The organism is Litoreibacter ponti (assembly GCF_003054285.1).
Lineage (GTDB): Bacteria > Pseudomonadota > Alphaproteobacteria > Rhodobacterales > Rhodobacteraceae > Litoreibacter > Litoreibacter ponti.
In genome coordinates this window covers 71,247-87,068 of the sequence record NZ_QBKS01000002.1, presented here as the reverse complement: position 1 = coordinate 87,068, position 15,822 = coordinate 71,247, and the positions used below count along the sequence as shown (strand labels likewise).

Below are 15,822 nucleotides of genomic sequence, written 5' to 3'. Positions count from 1 at the left end.
TCCATGACCCAAGACGCTCAACCCACGGCCAGCCACTTCATAGGCGGTGCCTATGTCGAGGATACGGCCGGCGCGCCGATCGAATGCATCTATCCCGCCACCGGCAAGGTGATCGCGACGCTGTATGAGGCGACGCCGGATATTATTGAACGCGCGCTGAATTCTGCCCGCGAGGGACAGAAAATCTGGGCCGCGATGACCGGGACGGAGCGGGGCCGTGTGCTGCGCCGGGCCGCCTTGATCATTGAAGACCGAAATCGCGAGCTGTCCGAGTTGGAGACGCTCGACACCGGCAAACCGATGTCGGAGACGTTGTATGTCGATGCGACGTCGGGGCGCGAGGCGCTGGAATATTTCGGCGGCCTCGCAGGCGCGTTGACCGGCGAGCATATCCAGCTGGGCGGTGGCGATTTCGTCTACACGGTTCGCGAGCCGTTGGGCGTCTGTGTGGGCATTGGCGCGTGGAACTACCCCACGCAGATCGCCTGCTGGAAAGGCGCGCCTGCGCTGGCCTGTGGCAACTCGATGATCTTCAAGCCGTCCGAGACGACGCCGCTGTGCGCGTTGAAAGTGGCAGAGATCCTGCACGAGGCGGGCCTGCCTGCGGGCGTCTACAACGTGATCCAGGGCCGCGGCGCGGTGGGGGCGGCGCTGGTGACCGATCCGCGCGTGGCGAAGGTGTCGCTCACCGGATCGGTGCCCACGGGCCGAAAGGTCTATGCCGCTGCAGCCGAAGGCATGAAGCATGTGACGATGGAGCTGGGCGGCAAATCCCCGATGATCGTATTTGACGACGCCGATGTGGAAGATGCGGTCTCTGGCGCGATCCTGGGGAATTTCTATTCGTCCGGCCAGGTCTGTTCCAACGGGACGCGGGTTTTCGTCCAGAAGGGCATCAAGGAGGCGTTTCTCAAGCGCCTGGCCGAGCGGCTAAAGGACGTCGTCATGGGCGACCCGCTGGACGAGGCGGTGAATTTTGGGCCGATGGTGAGCAGCAACCAAATGAATATCGTGCTGGGCTATATCAACAAGGGCGTCGATGAGGGCGCCCGGCTGGTGGCGGGCGGCAAGATGGCGCAGCGCGACGGCTACTTTATCGAGCCCACCGTCTTTGCCGATGTGACCGACGACATGACCATCGCGCGCGAGGAAATCTTTGGCCCCGTCATGTCGGTGCTGGATTTCGAGACCGAGGACGAGGTGATGGCGCGGGCCAATGCGACGGAGTTCGGACTGGCAGCGGGGGTGTTCACCCGCGATCTGACCCGAGCGCACCGGGTCGTGGCCGGGTTCGAGGCGGGCACCTGCTACATCAACACCTACAATCTGGCCCCGGTGGAGGCACCTTTTGGCGGCTCCAAGGCCAGCGGGGTGGGGCGTGAGAATTCGAAAGAGGCGATCAACCACTACTCGGAGGTGAAATCCGTCTACGTCGGTATGGGGCCTGTGGAAGCGCCGTTCTAGGCGCGGGGGAAGGCCCGTCGACGGGCCTTGAAGGCTCTTGGAAGAGCCTTTGGAGCAAGGATCAGATGGAAGCGGATTTTGTGATTGTTGGCGCGGGCTCTGCCGGCTGCGCCATGGCATATCGGCTGTCGGAGGCCGGGTGCTCGGTTATCGTCATCGAGCATGGCGGCACCGATTGGGGGCCGTTCATCCAGATGCCCGGCGCGCTGTCCTTCCCGATGAACATGGCACGCTACGATTGGGGCTACCGCTCGGAGCCGGAGCCGCATCTGAACAACCGCCAGCTTGCGACGCCGCGCGGCAAGGTGATCGGCGGCTCCAGCTCGATCAATGGGATGGTCTATGTGCGCGGCCATGCGGGCGATTTCGACTACTGGGCCGAGCAGGGCGCGGATGGCTGGTCCTATGCGGATGTGCTGCCCTACTACAAGCGGATGGAGAACTGGACCTCTGGCGGGCGCGGGGGGGACCCTGCGTGGCGCGGCACCGACGGCCCACTGCATGTGACGCGCGGCCCGGGGAAGAACCCGCTGACCCAGGCCTTTATCGATGCGGGCGTGCAGGCGGGCTACCCGATGACCGAGGATTACAATGGCCAGCAGCAGGAGGGCGTGGGCCCCTTTGATGCGACCATCAAGGACGGCGTGCGCTGGTCGGCGGCGAACGCCTATCTGCGACCCGCGTTGAAGCGCGACAACTGTACCTTGGTCAATGCGCTCGCGCGCAAGGTGGTAATGCGTGATGGTCGTGCGACCGGGGTCGAGGTGTCTCGCCGGGGGCGGGTCGAAGTGATCGAGGCCCGCGCCGAGGTGATCCTGGCGGCTTCCTCCATCAACTCTCCCAAGCTGCTGATGCTGTCAGGCATTGGCCCCGCGGCGCATTTGGCCGAACACGGGATCGAGGTCGTGGCGGATCGGCCCGGCGTTGGGCAGAACCTGCAGGATCATCTGGAGCTCTACATTCAGATGGCGGCCTCGAAACCGGTGAGCCTCTATCGCTACTGGAACATCCCGGGCAAGGGGTTCGTCGGCACCCAGTGGCTGCTGGCCAAGCTGGGGTTGGGGGCGTCGAACCAGTTTGAAAGCGGCGGCTTTATCCGCTCGGCGGCGGGGATCCGGTACCCGGACATCCAGTTCCACTTTCTGCCCATTGCCGTGCGCTACGACGGACAGGCGGCAGCGGATGGGCACGGCTATCAGGCCCATGTCGGCCCGATGCGCTCGAAGTCGCGTGGGCAGGTCACGCTGCGTTCGGCCAACCCGGGCGAGGCCCCGAAGATCGAGTTCAACTACATGTCCCATCCCGATGATTGGGAGGAGTTCCGCACCTGTATCCGCCTGACCCGCGAGATCTTCGGCCAGGAGGCCTTTGCGCCCTATGCCAAGCACGAAATCCAGCCGGGCGCCGATGTGCAGACCGACGCAGAGCTGGACGCTTTTATCGCCGAGCACGCCGAAAGCGCATACCATCCTTGCGGCACCGCCCGCATGGGGCGCGCCAACGATGCGATGGCAGTTGTCGATCCAGAGTGCCGGGTGATCGGCGTGGAGGGCTTGCGGCTGGCCGACAGCTCTATCTTCCCGCGCATCACCAACGGCAATCTCAATGCGCCGTCGATCATGGTGGGCGAGAAGGCCGCAGATCACATTCTGGGCCGCGATCCACTGGCGCGCGACAATGCAGAGCCATGGGTGCACCCGAACTGGCGCACGGCGCAGCGATAGGGGAACCGTTCGGGGCAATGCGGCGTTGGGTGCCATGCTTAACTGAGGAGCCCTCCCCATGATCCCTGTCCCGCCCAAAGCAATCCTGTTCGGCTCAATCGGCACCATTGTCGAGACGTCCCATATCCAGCGCGACGCCTTTAATGCGGCCTTCAAGGAGGCCGATCTGAACTGGGAATGGGAAGAGGACGAATACCGCGCCATGCTGGGCGTGCCCGGGGGCAAGGGCCGCATCCAGCGCTATGCGGATGAGCATGGGGTGAAGGTGGATGTGGACGCCCTGCATCGGCGCAAATCTGAAATCTTTCAGGAAAAGATCGCCCTTGGGCTGGAGCTGCGACCCGGCGTCGCCGCCGTGATCTACGCGGCGCAGGAAGCGGATGTGAAGCTCGGCTTTGTCACGACGACCTCGCAGGCCAATATCCGCGCCATCTTCGACGGGCTCGGCAGCACCGTGACCCGTGACATGTTCGACTTCGTGGGCGCGGCCGTGATGGTCGGCGTCGGCAAGCCCGCCCCGGATATCTATCGCCACGCCCTGGAGGTGCTGAACCTCGATGCCTCCGACGCCATCGCGATCGAGGACACGCCGCCCGCCGCCGAAGCAGCCATCCGCGCGGGGATCGAGACACTGGCCTTCCCCGGGGCCTATGTCGATGCACCATTTGGCGGTGTGTATGACACGACCGACCACCTGACGCCCGAAGCCTTTGGGCTTGAGCCGGGATTGAAACTGGCCTCTTGAGCGATCTCCGCTGCGCAGGAACGAAATGAGAACGGGCCTTTCCTAGCGGGCCCGTTCGCGCTATCTTGCCCGCTATGAGCAGTTACAACGAAGATGACGCGTTCGAGGCGGCAGCCGCGCCCCGTGGCGGCGGATTGGCCGCCCGCGCGATGGGCGCGGCGATGGAGGCCCGCACGGCCCCCTATCTCGACGGGTTGAACCCGGCACAGCGCGAAGCGGTCGAGACGCTCGACGGCCCGGTCCTGATGCTGGCGGGCGCGGGGACCGGCAAGACCAAGGCGCTGATGTCACGTGTTGCGCATCTAGTCCTTTCTGGTCGCGCACGAACGGATGAAATACTTGCCGTTACATTTACAAACAAAGCAGCCAAGGAAATGAGAGTTCGGCTAGAGAAAGAGCCATTCGGAATTCCGACACCAATGAGATGGATGGGCACATTCCATTCGATCTGCGTGAAGCTGCTGCGCCGCCATGCGGAACTTGTGGGGCTGAAGTCGAACTTCACAATCCTCGATACCGACGACCAGATCCGGCTGCTCAAGCAGCTCATCGTGGCTGAAGGCATCGACGACAAACGCTGGCCTGCCCGGATGCTGGCGGGGCTGATTGATCAATGGAAAAACCGCGCCTGGACGCCTGATGCGCTGCCCGCGTCCGAGGCGGGCGCATACAACCACATGGGGGGCGTGCTTTACGCCCAGTATCAGGAGCGACTGAAGACGCTGAACGCCTGCGATTTCGGCGACCTGTTGTTGCACATGGTGACAATCTTCCAGACCCACGAGGACGTGCTGGCGCAGTATCAGCGCTGGTTCCGCTACATTCTGGTCGACGAGTATCAGGACACCAACGTCGCTCAGTACATGTGGCTGCGGCTTCTGGCGGCGGGGCACAAGAATATTTGCTGTGTGGGCGATGATGACCAGTCGATCTACGGCTGGCGCGGCGCCGAGGTGGGCAACATTTTGCGCTTCGAGAAAGACTTTGAAGGCGCGAAAATTGTCCGATTGGAACAAAACTACCGCTCGACCGAGCATATCCTTGCCGCAGCCTCTGGCGTGATCGCGGGCAACAAAGGGCGGCTCGGCAAGACGCTGTTTACCGAGGCGAAAGGTGGCGAGAAGGTCCGTCTGATCGGCCATTGGGACGGCGAGGAAGAGGCGCGTTGGATCGGCGACGAGATCGAGGCGATGCGGGGCGGCACCCGCGGCATGGACCCGATCGGGCTCAATTCCATGGCGATCCTGGTGCGCGCATCCCACCAGATGCGCAGTTTCGAGGATCGGTTCCTGACGATCGGGCTGCCCTACCGCGTGATCGGCGGGCCGCGCTTCTACGAGCGGTTGGAGATCCGCGATGCGATGGCCTATTTCCGGCTGATCGTCAGCCCAAGCGATGATCTGGCGTTCGAGCGGATCGTGAATACGCCGAAGCGCGGTTTGGGCGACAAGGCGGTGCAGAAAATCCAGATGATGGCGCGCACGAACGGCGTGTCGCTCGTGGACGGCGCGCGACTGCTGCTCGAGACGAAAGGTCTGGGCGGAAAGGGGGCTGTCGAACTGGGCAAGCTGCTTGACGGGCTTGACCGCTGGGGTGCGGCCGCCCGCGTGGGTGAAATGTCGCATATTGAAGTGGCCGAGATGGCTCTGGAGGAGAGCGGCTACACCGAAATGTGGCAAAATGACAAAACGCCCGAGGCCCCCGGGCGGCTCGACAACCTCAAGGAACTGGTCAAGGCGCTGGAAGAATTCGAGAATCTGCAAGGGTTTTTGGAGCATATCGCGCTGGTGATGGACAATGATAGCGAGGACGCGACCGAGAAGGTCTCGATCATGACCTTGCACGCGGCCAAGGGTCTGGAGTTTCCGGCGGTGTTCCTGCCGGGCTGGGAGGATGGCTTGTTCCCCTCGCAACGCTCGATGGATGAGAGCGGCCTGAAGGGGCTCGAAGAGGAGCGCAGGCTCGCCTATGTCGGCATCACCCGGGCCGAAAAGCTGTGCACGATCTCATTCGCGGGCAATAGGCGCGTGTATGGCCAATGGCAAAACGCCCTGCCGTCGCGGTTCATTGATGAGCTGCCCGAAGATCATGTCGAGGTCCTGACGCCGCCGGGGCTTTATGGCCATCAGGGCGGGATGATGGGGCAGGCCTCCCCGGTGATGCAGGCGGCGGAAAGCGATCTGCACGAAGCGGCGGCCAAGGCCAATGTCTACAACTCCCCCGGCTGGCGTCGGCTGCAGGAACGCCAGGGCGCGCGGGGGCTGTCTCAGCCATCGGAAAGCAAGAATATGGTGATCGACGCGCAGGCCGTTTCGGCCTTCACGGTCGGTGACCGGGTGTTTCACCAGAAATTCGGCTACGGCTCGATCGAGGCGGCAGAGGGCGACAAGCTGGACGTGGCCTTCGACAAGGCAGGCACGAAGAAGGTCGTTGGCAAGTTTCTTGTCGCGGCAGAAGCCGCAGGCGACACGCCGTTCTAACAGGGGAAGGGGATTGCGAAGGCTTCCCCGCAATCGCCACTTTCAGGTCAGGAGGTCCGTCTGCGCAGGTGGATCAGCGCGAGCCCCGAGAGCAATAGAAGGCCACCCGCCGGCAGGGGAACGGGCTCTGGCTCATTGTCGTCGCCGGACGTGCCCTTGGTCCACAAGCTGACATGGGAGATACCCTTATCGACCGTCCAATCCCAGGACGTGTCTTTGGTGGACACTAGAAACGCACCAAATCCTTTGGCGGTTTTCAGGGCGATGAAGGCGTGCTCAAACGCGCTCAGATCGGCGAAGATCTTTCCTCCGGTCGAGCTGCCGATGGCGGCAAGTCCAGTGTTGAAATTGAAGTCGTCGCCACTGGACCCGGCATCATATTTTTGGTGCAGTCCCCAACCCTTCATGCCCAAGACGAAGGAATTGGCATCGAGGCCATTCGCATCGTTCAACCCAGTGAAACACTCGGCTTTCGTCGACGTCGTCAACGTGAACGTCGCAGAAGGGTCACCGTTCGGTTTGGTTGTTGAACACTCATCGATGCCAACGGTCGTTGCACCCGCGATCGATGAGAAGCACATGGCCATTAAGGCTGCCAGGAAGCCCTTGTAAGTCGTACGCACTCTTAAATCCCCACACATTAACCATGTTTGATTAGCACAAAAATGCGCCTACTTCAATTGAATTGGGCTCTTGGCCTAATGCACGGCGGTTGAACGAGTTTTCGACGCCGGGGTTCAGGCTGTCCGACCGTAGAAGCCCAACTGTTCCGACTCAGTGAACTTCGCGCCCGGCTGCTCGTAATAGGTCAGCACGGCGATCATGCGCGGCGTGTCGCCTTCGACCGGGGTAACCCTATGGGGCGTGTTCACGCCCCGAAAGACATTGAGTGTGCCGGGGACGACCGACATCTGCCGCATCTCTGGGTCATCGCCCGCCAGCAATCGCGCAACACCATCGTAATTCGGGTCCTCCGCGCTGCGCAGGTCAGTGCGGTATTCGAACATGCCGCCGCGCTCGGGCGCCTGCAGCAACAAGGTCACGGTGAACTCAGAGCGGTCGAAATGCCAGTTCAGGGCCTGTCCATCGGCGTAGCGCATCACGTTGAAGGCGGCGAGGGGGTCGTCCATCGGGTAGAGCGCAGGCTTGCCCATCACTTCTGCGAGGAATCGCTGCAGCGGCGCCCAGTTATAAATCTTTTCGACGACCGATCCTGTGAGCTGGTCATTGCACAGCGTGTTGTTGGAGGTCTGGAACAGCCGCAATGCCGGGTGGTCATCCGGCAAACCCGGCACGGATTTCTTGAAGTAGACGTTGTGCTCGCGCGCGTGGTTGAAGCTTTCGCGGTCCATCTTTGGCGTGTGCGCGCGTGCCTCTGCCGCCGCGTGTTCAGGGCGCAGGAAACCATCCAAATTGAACATGCCGTCGCGTGCCATCTCGGCCTTGCAGCGCTCGACAAGTGCCGCATAGGCCGCGCTATCCGGGCGGTCCAGCGGGAACGTTTCAAGGTCGAGATAGGTGTCCATCAAATCTCCAGAAGCGGATAGAGCGACGCCATCAACAGTAGCGCCATCGAGATGTTGAAGATGCGCAGACGGGTCGGGTTGGTCAAGACGCGCCGCATCTGCTGGCCGAGAACCGTCCAGGTGGACACGGACGGGCCGTTGATCGCGCCGAAGATCATCGCAACCAAGGCCACGGCGGCCAGCGAGCGGTCCGGCGCGTAGAGCGTTATGGCCGTCAGCGCCATCGCCCATGCCTTGGGATTGACCCATTGGAACGCGGCGGCCTGCAGGAATGTCATCGGCGTGCCGCCCGCCTCACCCTGTTTGGGCGGCGCGGCGTTGGCGATTTTCCACGCAAGCCACGTCATGTAAACCGCGGACGCCAGTTTCAGGATTGTGTGGCTGACGGGGTAACGGTCGAAGACCTGCACCAGGCCGATGCCAACAAGAAACACCATCAGCACGAAGCCAAGCGCGATCCCCAGCATATGCGGAATAGTGCGGCGGAAGCCGAAATTGGCGCCCGAGGCCATCAGCATCAGGTTGTTCGGCCCCGGCGTGATGGACGAGACAAAGGCGAAGGCGGCGAGGGCGGTGAAAATCTCAAAAGTCATGGAGCGAAATTAGGCGCGATCCCGCGCCATGGGATTGCGTTTTGGCGGCGAATGCGAGTAAGTTTGCAACTTATGAGCGATCTTGATCAAATCAACGAAAAGATATTGCGCGAGCTGTCCAGCGACGGGCGCATCTCGAATCTGGAGCTTGCCGAACGGGTCGGCCTGTCGCCCTCGGCCTGCCTGCGGCGCGTGCAGGAGCTGGAGCGCCGCGGGATCATCAAGGGCTACCGCGCCGTCCTTGACCGCAGCCAACTTGGCGCGGGCTTCGTGGCTTATGTGGCCGTAGGGCTGTCGGATCATTCCAAGCAGCGCCAGGAGGCGTTCGAGCGGTCGATCTCGCGCAGCCCGGAGGTGCGCGAGTGTCACAACATCACCGGCACGATTGAGTACCTTCTGCGGGTCGAATGTGCGGACCTCGCGACCTACAAAATCTTTCACACGGATGTCCTCGGCGCGCTCACCGGCGTCAATGCGATCACATCCTATGTGGTGATGGGATCTCCCAAGGACGAGCGCGCCTGAGACGAGGCACAAAAAAAGCGGTGATGCGGGGAGGAGGTGGCATCACCGCTCTTAATGTGGCGAACCCGAACCGGGGAGGACGGTGGGCCCGCATGTACGGAGCTACCTCGGGAGGAGGTGAAGTAACTCCGATCTGGTCAGTGGCGGCCCCTAAGGGAGGAGGAAGGAGCCGCCACCAAAGCACGTTCCGGCTTAAGGGAGGAGGAAAGCCGGAGGCGCGAACTTAGTTCTTGTAGGCCGCCTCGTAGGCGATCGATTTCAGGTTGGCGCGGGACAGACCGAGGTCGGCCAGCTCGCGGTTGGACAGGGTGCGCAGCTCGTCCAGGGTGGTCTTGTAGACGCGGTACTGGGCGTAGCGGGTTGCGAGGTCGTCTTTGTAGGACACCAGCCGCTCCAGGATGGAGGGGGCGGTGCGGACATTCGAGTTGTAAGCCATATTACATGCCTTTCCGGTTATGGGGCGGGGTGGCGATCCACCGTGCCCCGTTGCTTGACCCAAGAATTAAGTGTTTGCTGCGCTGCAACAAGACTCAGTCTCGTCAATGCTGCCATGCAGCAATTGCATGGCTTAAGTTGTTGATTTCCTTACTTAACGTTAACCTGAATTGTAACGGTTTTGTGAGGCTCTTCGGCTCTGCTGAAGCGAGTGGCGGCCTGCCCAAGCCTTGTGCGGTTTATGAACGTCTGCGTCATTTGTGGGGGCGGGGTTGCCCTCGGCGCGCGGCCACGCCACTTAGGCAGAGCACGCCTCTCTATAATATAGGACATCCAAGAATGACCGTGACCCGTGACGCCATCCTCGACGCCCTGCGTGTCCTGACACTGCCCGATGGCGAGGATGTGGTCGCAAAGGACATGATCCGCGCGCTCGCGATCGACGGCGGCACGGTCCGCTTCGTGATCGAGGCCGCGCCCGAGATCGCCAAGCATCTCGAGCCGCTCCGCGCCGCCGCACAACAGATCGTCGAGCGGATGGAAGGGGTCGACAGCGCCTCCGTCCTGCTGACCGCCCATTCCGACAAGGCGCCGCCGAGCCTAGGCAAGGGGGGCGGCATGAAAGTTGGCCGCCACCCGGAACCGCAAGCAGGCCCGACCAAACCGTCGGGGGTGGCGCGCATCCTTGCTGTGGCGTCTGGCAAGGGGGGCGTGGGCAAATCGACCCTGTCGTCAAATCTGGCCGTGGCGCTGGCCAAGCAGGGGCGCAAGGTGGGCCTGCTGGACGCCGATATCTATGGCCCGTCGCAGCCGCGCATGATGGGGGTCAACAAGCGGCCCGCCAGCCCCGATGGCAAGACGATCATACCGCTGCATGCCCATGGCGTGACGATGATGTCCATCGGCCTGATGATGGACCCCGAAAAGGCCGTCGTCTGGCGTGGTCCGATGTTGATGGGTGCATTGCAGCAGATGCTGGGGCAGGTGGAATGGGGCGAGCTGGATGTGCTGATCGTGGATCTGCCCCCGGGCACAGGGGATGTGCAGCTGACTCTCTGCACCAAGTCAGAGCTGACCGGCGCCATCGTCGTCTCCACCCCGCAGGACGTCGCCCTCCTGGACGCCAAGAAGGCGTTGGACATGTTCAATACGCTCAAGACCCCGGTACTGGGGCTGGTCGAGAATATGTCCATGTATATCTGCCCCGATTGCGGGAAAGAGGCGCATATCTTCGGCCATGGCGGCGTGCGGGATGAGGCGCAGCGCCTTGGCCTGCCGTTTCTGGGTGAGATCCCGCTCGACATCGATGTGCGGCTCGCAGGCGACAACGGCACGCCGATTGCGGCGGGCGACGGGCCGGTGGCGGAGGCTTACGGCGTGCTTGCCAAGCGGCTGGTCGACGGCGGAATGGCTTGACGACAGGCCGGGCAGGGGCGTAAGCCCCGCCCAAGGCTGCAGATGGCCTGCCGTCCGCAAGGCCGCGCGCCTTTGGTGAACATCTGCTCTCAGACCGATCAGACCTTTATGTCCATGATGACGCGTAAGGGGATGGTAACGCGGGCCCCGTCAAACCTGTTTGCGTCACCCTGTATATATAGAGGTGATCCCTGATGACACTTACGAACCCTTTGCCTTCGGTCGAAGAGCTGAAAGCGCAGGCCAAACGGCTGCGCAGCCAATTGGCCGTTCTGAACACACCCATGTCCCATTCCCAGTCGCTAGAGCTTATGGCCCAGCAATACGGGCTGCGGGACTGGAATACGCTGCGGGCCAAAGCCTCGGCCCTGTCGAACCACCGCCCGCCCTGGGCGGTCGGGGACTTCGTGCGCGGCCGCTATCTGGACCAGCCCTGTGCCGGGCGGATCGTGGCGATGTCCGTGCGCGGCGATGGCCGCTACCAGATCAGCCTGCATCTGGACGAGGCCGTCGATGTGATCCCGTTCGAGGGCATGTCGAACTGGCGTCAGCGCATCAATGCCACGATGAGCGCGGTCGGGCTCAGCGTCGGGCGGCGCTCTGACGGGGTGCCCCATCTGGTGCTTGAGGCGTAGACCCTCCCATCTTCCAGACGAAGGCCGCGTTTTCACCAGCGCGGCCTTTTGACTCGTAGCCCTGTGGATAACTTGCGCAACGAATCAAAACCGGCTCAAAAGGCGGTGATTTGGGTGGGAATTCATGGGACGACCATGGGGTTTCACCCCATTTGCCAAGATTTATGGGAAAATATGGGAAAAAATCGAAAAAAGTTCAGCCACTATATGTTGTGTGTAGTCGGCGAGTTTCCGCTAGGTCGGCTAAAATTTGGCTAAAATCTACATCTGCTCACGAGGCTTCACCCTTGTGATACCGTCAGTTCCCATAAAAACCCATTGATTACCATAATGTCCCATGGCACAAAGTTCTCACGATAAAGCGAGCAACTAAAAACAAGGGGCACACAAGAACCCCACAGGCGACCGAAAAGGTTTCATACAGGCACTCACTTTATCGAACGACGTTGGACCCTGCGCGAGCAGACATCCCCCCAGGTGGCGCGGGTCCGACACTATCCCCGAAGTGGGACGAGGGCGGCGGGTTGATCAGTGGCAGCAGATCAACCCGCCGTTTCCCATTCCAGGGGTCGGAAATTGGTAAAGGGTGGCGCGTCACGTGGCACAACGGTTCAGAGGCGAAAGCGTCCACAAGGTGGACAGCAAGGGCAGGGTGTCTATCCCGGCCCTGTTTCGCCGTGTTCTGGAAGCCTCTGACCCTGCCTGGGCCGAGGGCCTGAGCCCCAACGTCGTCATCGTATACGGTGGCAAATCCCAAAATTACCTCGAAGCGTACACGCAACAGGCCATCAACGAGGTCGACGAGCGCATCGCGCGCCTGCCGCGCGGATCAAAGCCGCGCCGCGCGCTGGAACATCTGTTCAATGCGCAGTCCTTGCCCACGCAGACCGATGACACCGGCCGCCTGGTGCTTCCCGCAAAGCTGCGCGAGAAGGTCGGCATCACCGGCGAGGCGCTATTTGTCGCCATGGGTGACACGTTCCAGATCTGGGCGCCCGACGCGTTCGAGGCGCGCAACGCCGATATCGAAGACTGGCTGGACGCGCAGGGCGATGATTTCGACCCGCTCGAATTGCTGGAGATGGCCGACGTGCCATCCGCCTCGGAGTAGCCGATGCCCCCAGCCGCGCAGGATAGCCTTTCTGATGCGCCGCACCTGCCGGTCCTGATTGACGCCATTCTTGATCATGTATCTCCCACCGGTGTTTGGGTCGATGGCACCTTTGGCGCGGGCGGCTACACGCGCGCTTTCCTCGAGCGCGGGGCAGAGGTGATCGCGATTGACCGCGACCCGGCCGTGTTCGAGATGGCCGCCGGTTGGGCGGGCGACTTCCTCGGCCTGACCCTGAAGCGCGGCACGTTTTCCGAGCTCGACGCATTGGCCGGCGCGCCCGTGGATGGCGTCGTTTTGGATCTGGGCGTCTCGTCCATGCAGCTTGATCAGGCAGGACGCGGCTTTTCTTTCATGCAGGACGGCCCACTTGACATGCGCATGGGCCAAGATGGCCCGTCTGCGGCTGATTTGGTGAACTCGGCGTCCGAGGCGCTGCTGGCCGACATCCTGTTCCAATACGGCGAAGAGCGCGCATCGCGCCGCATCGCCAAGGCAATCATCGCCGCGCGTCCAATCGAAACCACCGCAGAATTGGTCGAAGTGATCGAGACGGTGCTGCCCAAGGGCAAGCCCGGCGGATCGCACCCCGCGACCCGCAGCTTTCAGGCAATCCGCATCGCGGTGAACGACGAATTTGGACAGCTTATCAGCGGCTTGGAGGCCGCGGAGCGCGCATTGAAGCCCGGCGGTGAACTGGCCGTGGTGACGTTCCATTCGCTCGAAGACCGGATCGTGAAGAAGTTTTTGCAAGGCCGCGCGGGCAAGACCGGCGGCGGCTCGCGATATGCGCCCGAGACGGAAACGGATGCCGCGACATTCACGCTGATCACCCGCAAGGCGGTGACGGCGGACAAGGACGAGCTGGCGCGCAACCCGCGGTCGCGCTCGGCAAAACTCAGGGTCGCGCGGCGCACGGATGCGCCCGCACGCGATCAAGGACGGTCAGGCCTCGGCCTGCCAAAACTCACAGGACAGGAGCTTTTTTGATGCGTGGACTTCTTTATACGGTGTCAGCCCTTGCGGTGATGGGGCTTGGCTATTGGGCGTATTACGAGAATTACGAAACACAGGAAGCCCTGCGCGAGGCCACCGGGCTGCAGCGCGAAATCGGCTCCTCGCGGGAGACGCTCTCGGTGCTGGCCGCTGAATGGGCCTACCTGAATCGCCCCGAGCGGCTGCGCGATCTGGCCGATCTGAACTTCCCCGATCTCGAGCTTCTGCCGATCACACCCGACCAGTTCGGCGAGGTCGAACAGGTGGCCTTCCCGTCCCCCGAGGCGGAGTTGGACCTCAACGAGATCCAAGGCGCCACCGACGTGCGCGGCAACTACCTTGCTGCTGACGGAGAAGACTACCCATGATTCGCACCCCGCTGCGCCCACTGGCGCGCATCCTGCAGGCCCGCCAGAAGGGCGAAAACCCCGACCGCATCGAGCGAGAGAACATCCGCCTGCGCCACGAAGAGATGCGCGACAAGGCCCGTGTGCGCGCCGAAAGCCGCCTGCTGTTCGTGGGCGTGATGTTCGTCATCGGCTTCTCGCTGGTCGGCGCGCGTATGACCGTGCTGGCCTCGTCGGAGGCGGTGGAGCCGCGTGCGTCGGTCTCCGGCAACTCCATCGTCGCGCAGCGCGCCGATATCGTGGATCGCAATGATCGAGTGCTCGCCACAAACCTGATCACTAATTCGCTCTATGCCCAACCGCATCTGATGATCGAGCCGAAAAAGGCCGCGGCAGAGCTGGTCAAGATTTTTCCCGACCTCAAGCTCGAAAAGCTGGAGAAGGATTTCACCGGAAAGCGCAAATTCCTCTGGGTGAAGAAAAAGCTCAGCCCCGAGCAGATGCAGGCCGTCCATGACATCGGCGAGCCCGGTTTGCTCTTCGGCCCGCGCGAGATGCGGCTTTATCCCAACGGCAAGCTTGCCGCGCACATTCTGGGCGGGGCCAGCTTTGGCCGCGAAGGCGTGCATTCCGCAGAAGTGATCGGCACCGCGGGTGTCGAGAAGGCCTTCGACGACTACCTGCGCGACCCGGCGATGGAAGGCGCACCGCTGCGCCTGTCGATTGACATGACGATCCAGGCGGCCTCGCGCGAAGTGCTCTATGGCGGCATGAAGCTGATGAACGCCAAGGGCGCTACCTCGGTGCTGATGGATGTGCACACGGGCGAGATCATCTCGATGATTTCCCTACCGGATTTCGACCCGAACACGCGCCCGCCCGGATTGCTGGAAGGCGACCCGAGTGACAGCCCGCTGTTTAACCGCGCGGTCCAAGGCGTCTACGAGCTGGGCTCGACCTTCAAGATCTTCGCCGCCGCACAGGCGCTCGAAATCGGACTGGTGAACCCGTCCACCATGATCAACACCAAGGGCCCGATGCAAAAGGGCCGGCACCGCATCCGCGACTTCCACAATTACGGCCCGCAGCTCAGCGTCACCGATATCATCGTCAAATCCTCCAACATCGGCACCGCGCGCATGGCGCTGGATATCGGCGCGAAGAGGCAGAAACAGTTCCTCGAACAGCTTGGCTTCTTCCATCCGACGCCTGTCGAGCTGGTCGAGGCCCCGGGCGCCAAGCCGCTTCTGCCAAAAAAGTGGCGCGATATTCACACCATGACGGTCAGCTACGGCCACGGCATGGCGGCCTCTCCTCTGCATCTCGCCGCAGCCTATGCCACGATGGTGAATGGCGGCACCAAGGTCACGCCGACCCTCGTCAAGCAGCACCGCACGGAGTCCGGCCCGCGGGTGATCTCCAAGCGGACCTCCGATCAGGCGCGGGTGATGCTGCGCGAAGTGGTCGAGCGCGGCACCGCGTCGTTTGCCCGCGTCAAAGGCTACGAGGTGGGCGGCAAGACCGGCACCGCCGACAAGCCCAAGCGCCGGGGCGGGGGCTACTACAAGGACAAGGTGATCGCGACTTTTGCCTCGGCCTTCCCGATGTCGGATCCGAAATATGTGCTGATCGTCACGCTGGACGAGCCATCGGAAAATTCCGGCGACAAGCCGCGCCGCACAGCAGGCTGGACCGCAGTGCCGGTGGCGGCAGAGATGATCCGCCGCACAGCGCCCCTTTTGGGCTTGCGGCCAAAGCTTGATCCGGGTGAATTAAGCGAAGTCGTCAACACGGCGTCCCGGTAAGCCATCTGGGGCGGGACCCC

Annotated in this window: 15 protein-coding genes; 11 read left to right on the top strand and 4 right to left on the bottom strand. The window is 62.5% G+C overall.

Annotation, left to right across the window (positions count from 1 at the left end):
• Window positions 1-3: 3 nt before the first annotated feature.
• From betB to C8N43_RS14260, 4 genes are all read left to right on the top strand, one after another.
• The gene (gene betB, locus C8N43_RS14275) at window positions 4-1,464 is read left to right on the top strand and encodes a betaine-aldehyde dehydrogenase (RefSeq protein ID WP_107846450.1); all 1,461 of its coding nucleotides are present in this window, start codon (window positions 4-6) and stop codon (window positions 1,462-1,464) included.
• Between the two features lie 65 nt (window positions 1,465-1,529).
• Window positions 1,530-3,188 (top strand): choline dehydrogenase, encoded by a 1,659-nt coding sequence (gene betA / locus C8N43_RS14270; RefSeq protein ID WP_107846449.1) that lies wholly within the window; start codon window positions 1,530-1,532, stop codon window positions 3,186-3,188.
• 58 nt (window positions 3,189-3,246) lie between these two features.
• Window positions 3,247-3,933 carry an HAD family hydrolase gene (locus tag C8N43_RS14265; protein WP_107846448.1) on the top strand — a complete coding sequence of 229 codons (687 nt, stop codon included), beginning with the start codon at window positions 3,247-3,249 and terminating at the stop codon, window positions 3,931-3,933.
• Between the two features lie 74 nt (window positions 3,934-4,007).
• On the top strand, window positions 4,008-6,413 hold the full coding sequence (locus C8N43_RS14260; RefSeq protein WP_107846447.1) for an ATP-dependent helicase: 2,406 nt from the start codon (window positions 4,008-4,010) through the stop codon (window positions 6,411-6,413).
• A 47-nt stretch (window positions 6,414-6,460) separates the two neighbouring features.
• Here C8N43_RS14260 and C8N43_RS14255 read toward each other — a convergent pair whose 3' ends face one another.
• The 3 genes from C8N43_RS14255 to C8N43_RS14245 all read right to left on the bottom strand — a co-directional run bounded on the left by C8N43_RS14255 (window position 6,461) and on the right by C8N43_RS14245 (window position 8,532).
• Complete coding sequence (locus C8N43_RS14255) at window positions 6,461-7,036, bottom strand: hypothetical protein (RefSeq protein ID WP_146174228.1); 576 nt, start codon at window positions 7,034-7,036, stop codon at window positions 6,461-6,463.
• 114 nt (window positions 7,037-7,150) lie between these two features.
• Window positions 7,151-7,939 carry a HalD/BesD family halogenase gene (locus C8N43_RS14250; RefSeq protein WP_107846445.1) on the bottom strand — a complete coding sequence of 263 codons (789 nt, stop codon included), beginning with the start codon at window positions 7,937-7,939 and terminating at the stop codon, window positions 7,151-7,153.
• Window positions 7,939-8,532: a LysE family translocator gene (locus C8N43_RS14245; RefSeq protein WP_107846444.1), complete on the bottom strand. Its 594-nt coding sequence runs from the start codon at window positions 8,530-8,532 to the stop codon at window positions 7,939-7,941. The genes C8N43_RS14250 and C8N43_RS14245 overlap by 1 nt, the downstream gene beginning before the upstream one ends.
• Before the next feature lie 72 nt (window positions 8,533-8,604).
• Here C8N43_RS14245 and C8N43_RS14240 point away from each other — a divergent pair, with 72 nt between their 5' ends.
• Window positions 8,605-9,057, top strand: a complete 453-nt coding sequence (locus tag C8N43_RS14240; RefSeq protein ID WP_107846443.1) for an Lrp/AsnC family transcriptional regulator — start codon at window positions 8,605-8,607, stop codon at window positions 9,055-9,057.
• A 223-nt stretch (window positions 9,058-9,280) separates the two neighbouring features.
• On the opposite strand, the gene C8N43_RS14235 is transcribed toward C8N43_RS14240, so the two are convergent.
• Window positions 9,281-9,493: a DUF1127 domain-containing protein gene (locus C8N43_RS14235; protein WP_107846442.1), complete on the bottom strand. Its 213-nt coding sequence runs from the start codon at window positions 9,491-9,493 to the stop codon at window positions 9,281-9,283.
• A 338-nt stretch (window positions 9,494-9,831) separates the two neighbouring features.
• On the opposite strand from C8N43_RS14235, the gene C8N43_RS14230 reads away from it, so the two are divergent.
• The 6 genes from C8N43_RS14230 (at window position 9,832) to C8N43_RS14205 (ending at window position 15,802) form a co-directional block, all read left to right on the top strand.
• Window positions 9,832-10,908, top strand: coding sequence for an Mrp/NBP35 family ATP-binding protein (locus tag C8N43_RS14230; protein WP_107846441.1), 1,077 nt, complete (start codon window positions 9,832-9,834; stop codon window positions 10,906-10,908).
• Window positions 10,909-11,102: 194 nt separating this feature from the next.
• Window positions 11,103-11,543, top strand: coding sequence for a glyoxalase superfamily protein (locus tag C8N43_RS14225; RefSeq protein WP_107846440.1), 441 nt, complete (start codon window positions 11,103-11,105; stop codon window positions 11,541-11,543).
• 598 nt (window positions 11,544-12,141) lie between these two features.
• Window positions 12,142-12,654 (top strand): division/cell wall cluster transcriptional repressor MraZ, encoded by a 513-nt coding sequence (gene mraZ / locus C8N43_RS14220; RefSeq protein ID WP_107846439.1) that lies wholly within the window; start codon window positions 12,142-12,144, stop codon window positions 12,652-12,654.
• A gap of 3 nt (window positions 12,655-12,657) precedes the next feature.
• A complete protein-coding gene (rsmH, locus tag C8N43_RS14215) occupies window positions 12,658-13,644 on the top strand; it encodes a 16S rRNA (cytosine(1402)-N(4))-methyltransferase RsmH (protein WP_107846438.1) in 987 nt (328 codons plus the stop codon).
• Window positions 13,644-14,018 (top strand): cell division protein FtsL, encoded by a 375-nt coding sequence (gene ftsL / locus C8N43_RS14210; RefSeq protein ID WP_107846437.1) that lies wholly within the window; start codon window positions 13,644-13,646, stop codon window positions 14,016-14,018. The genes rsmH and ftsL overlap by 1 nt, the downstream gene beginning before the upstream one ends.
• The gene (locus C8N43_RS14205; protein WP_107846436.1) at window positions 14,015-15,802 is read left to right on the top strand and encodes a peptidoglycan D,D-transpeptidase FtsI family protein; all 1,788 of its coding nucleotides are present in this window, start codon (window positions 14,015-14,017) and stop codon (window positions 15,800-15,802) included. Before ftsL ends, C8N43_RS14205 begins: the two co-directional genes overlap by 4 nt.
• Window positions 15,803-15,822 lie beyond the last annotated feature (20 nt).

Excerpts from the sequence above, each read along its gene's own strand:
- betB (WP_107846450.1), top strand. The coding sequence starts at position 4 with ATGACCCAAGACGCTCAACCCACGGCCAGCCACTTCATAGGCGGTGCC.
- betA (WP_107846449.1), top strand. The coding sequence starts at position 1,530 with ATGGAAGCGGATTTTGTGATTGTTGGCGCGGGCTCTGCCGGCTGCGCC.
- C8N43_RS14265 (WP_107846448.1), top strand. The coding sequence starts at position 3,247 with ATGATCCCTGTCCCGCCCAAAGCAATCCTGTTCGGCTCAATCGGCACC.
- C8N43_RS14260 (WP_107846447.1), top strand. The coding sequence starts at position 4,008 with ATGAGCAGTTACAACGAAGATGACGCGTTCGAGGCGGCAGCCGCGCCC.
- C8N43_RS14250 (WP_107846445.1), bottom strand. The coding sequence starts at position 7,939 with ATGGACACCTATCTCGACCTTGAAACGTTCCCGCTGGACCGCCCGGAT.
- C8N43_RS14245 (WP_107846444.1), bottom strand. The coding sequence starts at position 8,532 with ATGACTTTTGAGATTTTCACCGCCCTCGCCGCCTTCGCCTTTGTCTCG.
- C8N43_RS14240 (WP_107846443.1), top strand. The coding sequence starts at position 8,605 with ATGAGCGATCTTGATCAAATCAACGAAAAGATATTGCGCGAGCTGTCC.
- C8N43_RS14235 (WP_107846442.1), bottom strand. The coding sequence starts at position 9,493 with ATGGCTTACAACTCGAATGTCCGCACCGCCCCCTCCATCCTGGAGCGG.
- C8N43_RS14230 (WP_107846441.1), top strand. The coding sequence starts at position 9,832 with ATGACCGTGACCCGTGACGCCATCCTCGACGCCCTGCGTGTCCTGACA.
- C8N43_RS14225 (WP_107846440.1), top strand. The coding sequence starts at position 11,103 with ATGACACTTACGAACCCTTTGCCTTCGGTCGAAGAGCTGAAAGCGCAG.
- rsmH (WP_107846438.1), top strand. The coding sequence starts at position 12,658 with ATGCCCCCAGCCGCGCAGGATAGCCTTTCTGATGCGCCGCACCTGCCG.
- ftsL (WP_107846437.1), top strand. The coding sequence starts at position 13,644 with ATGCGTGGACTTCTTTATACGGTGTCAGCCCTTGCGGTGATGGGGCTT.
- C8N43_RS14205 (WP_107846436.1), top strand. The coding sequence starts at position 14,015 with ATGATTCGCACCCCGCTGCGCCCACTGGCGCGCATCCTGCAGGCCCGC.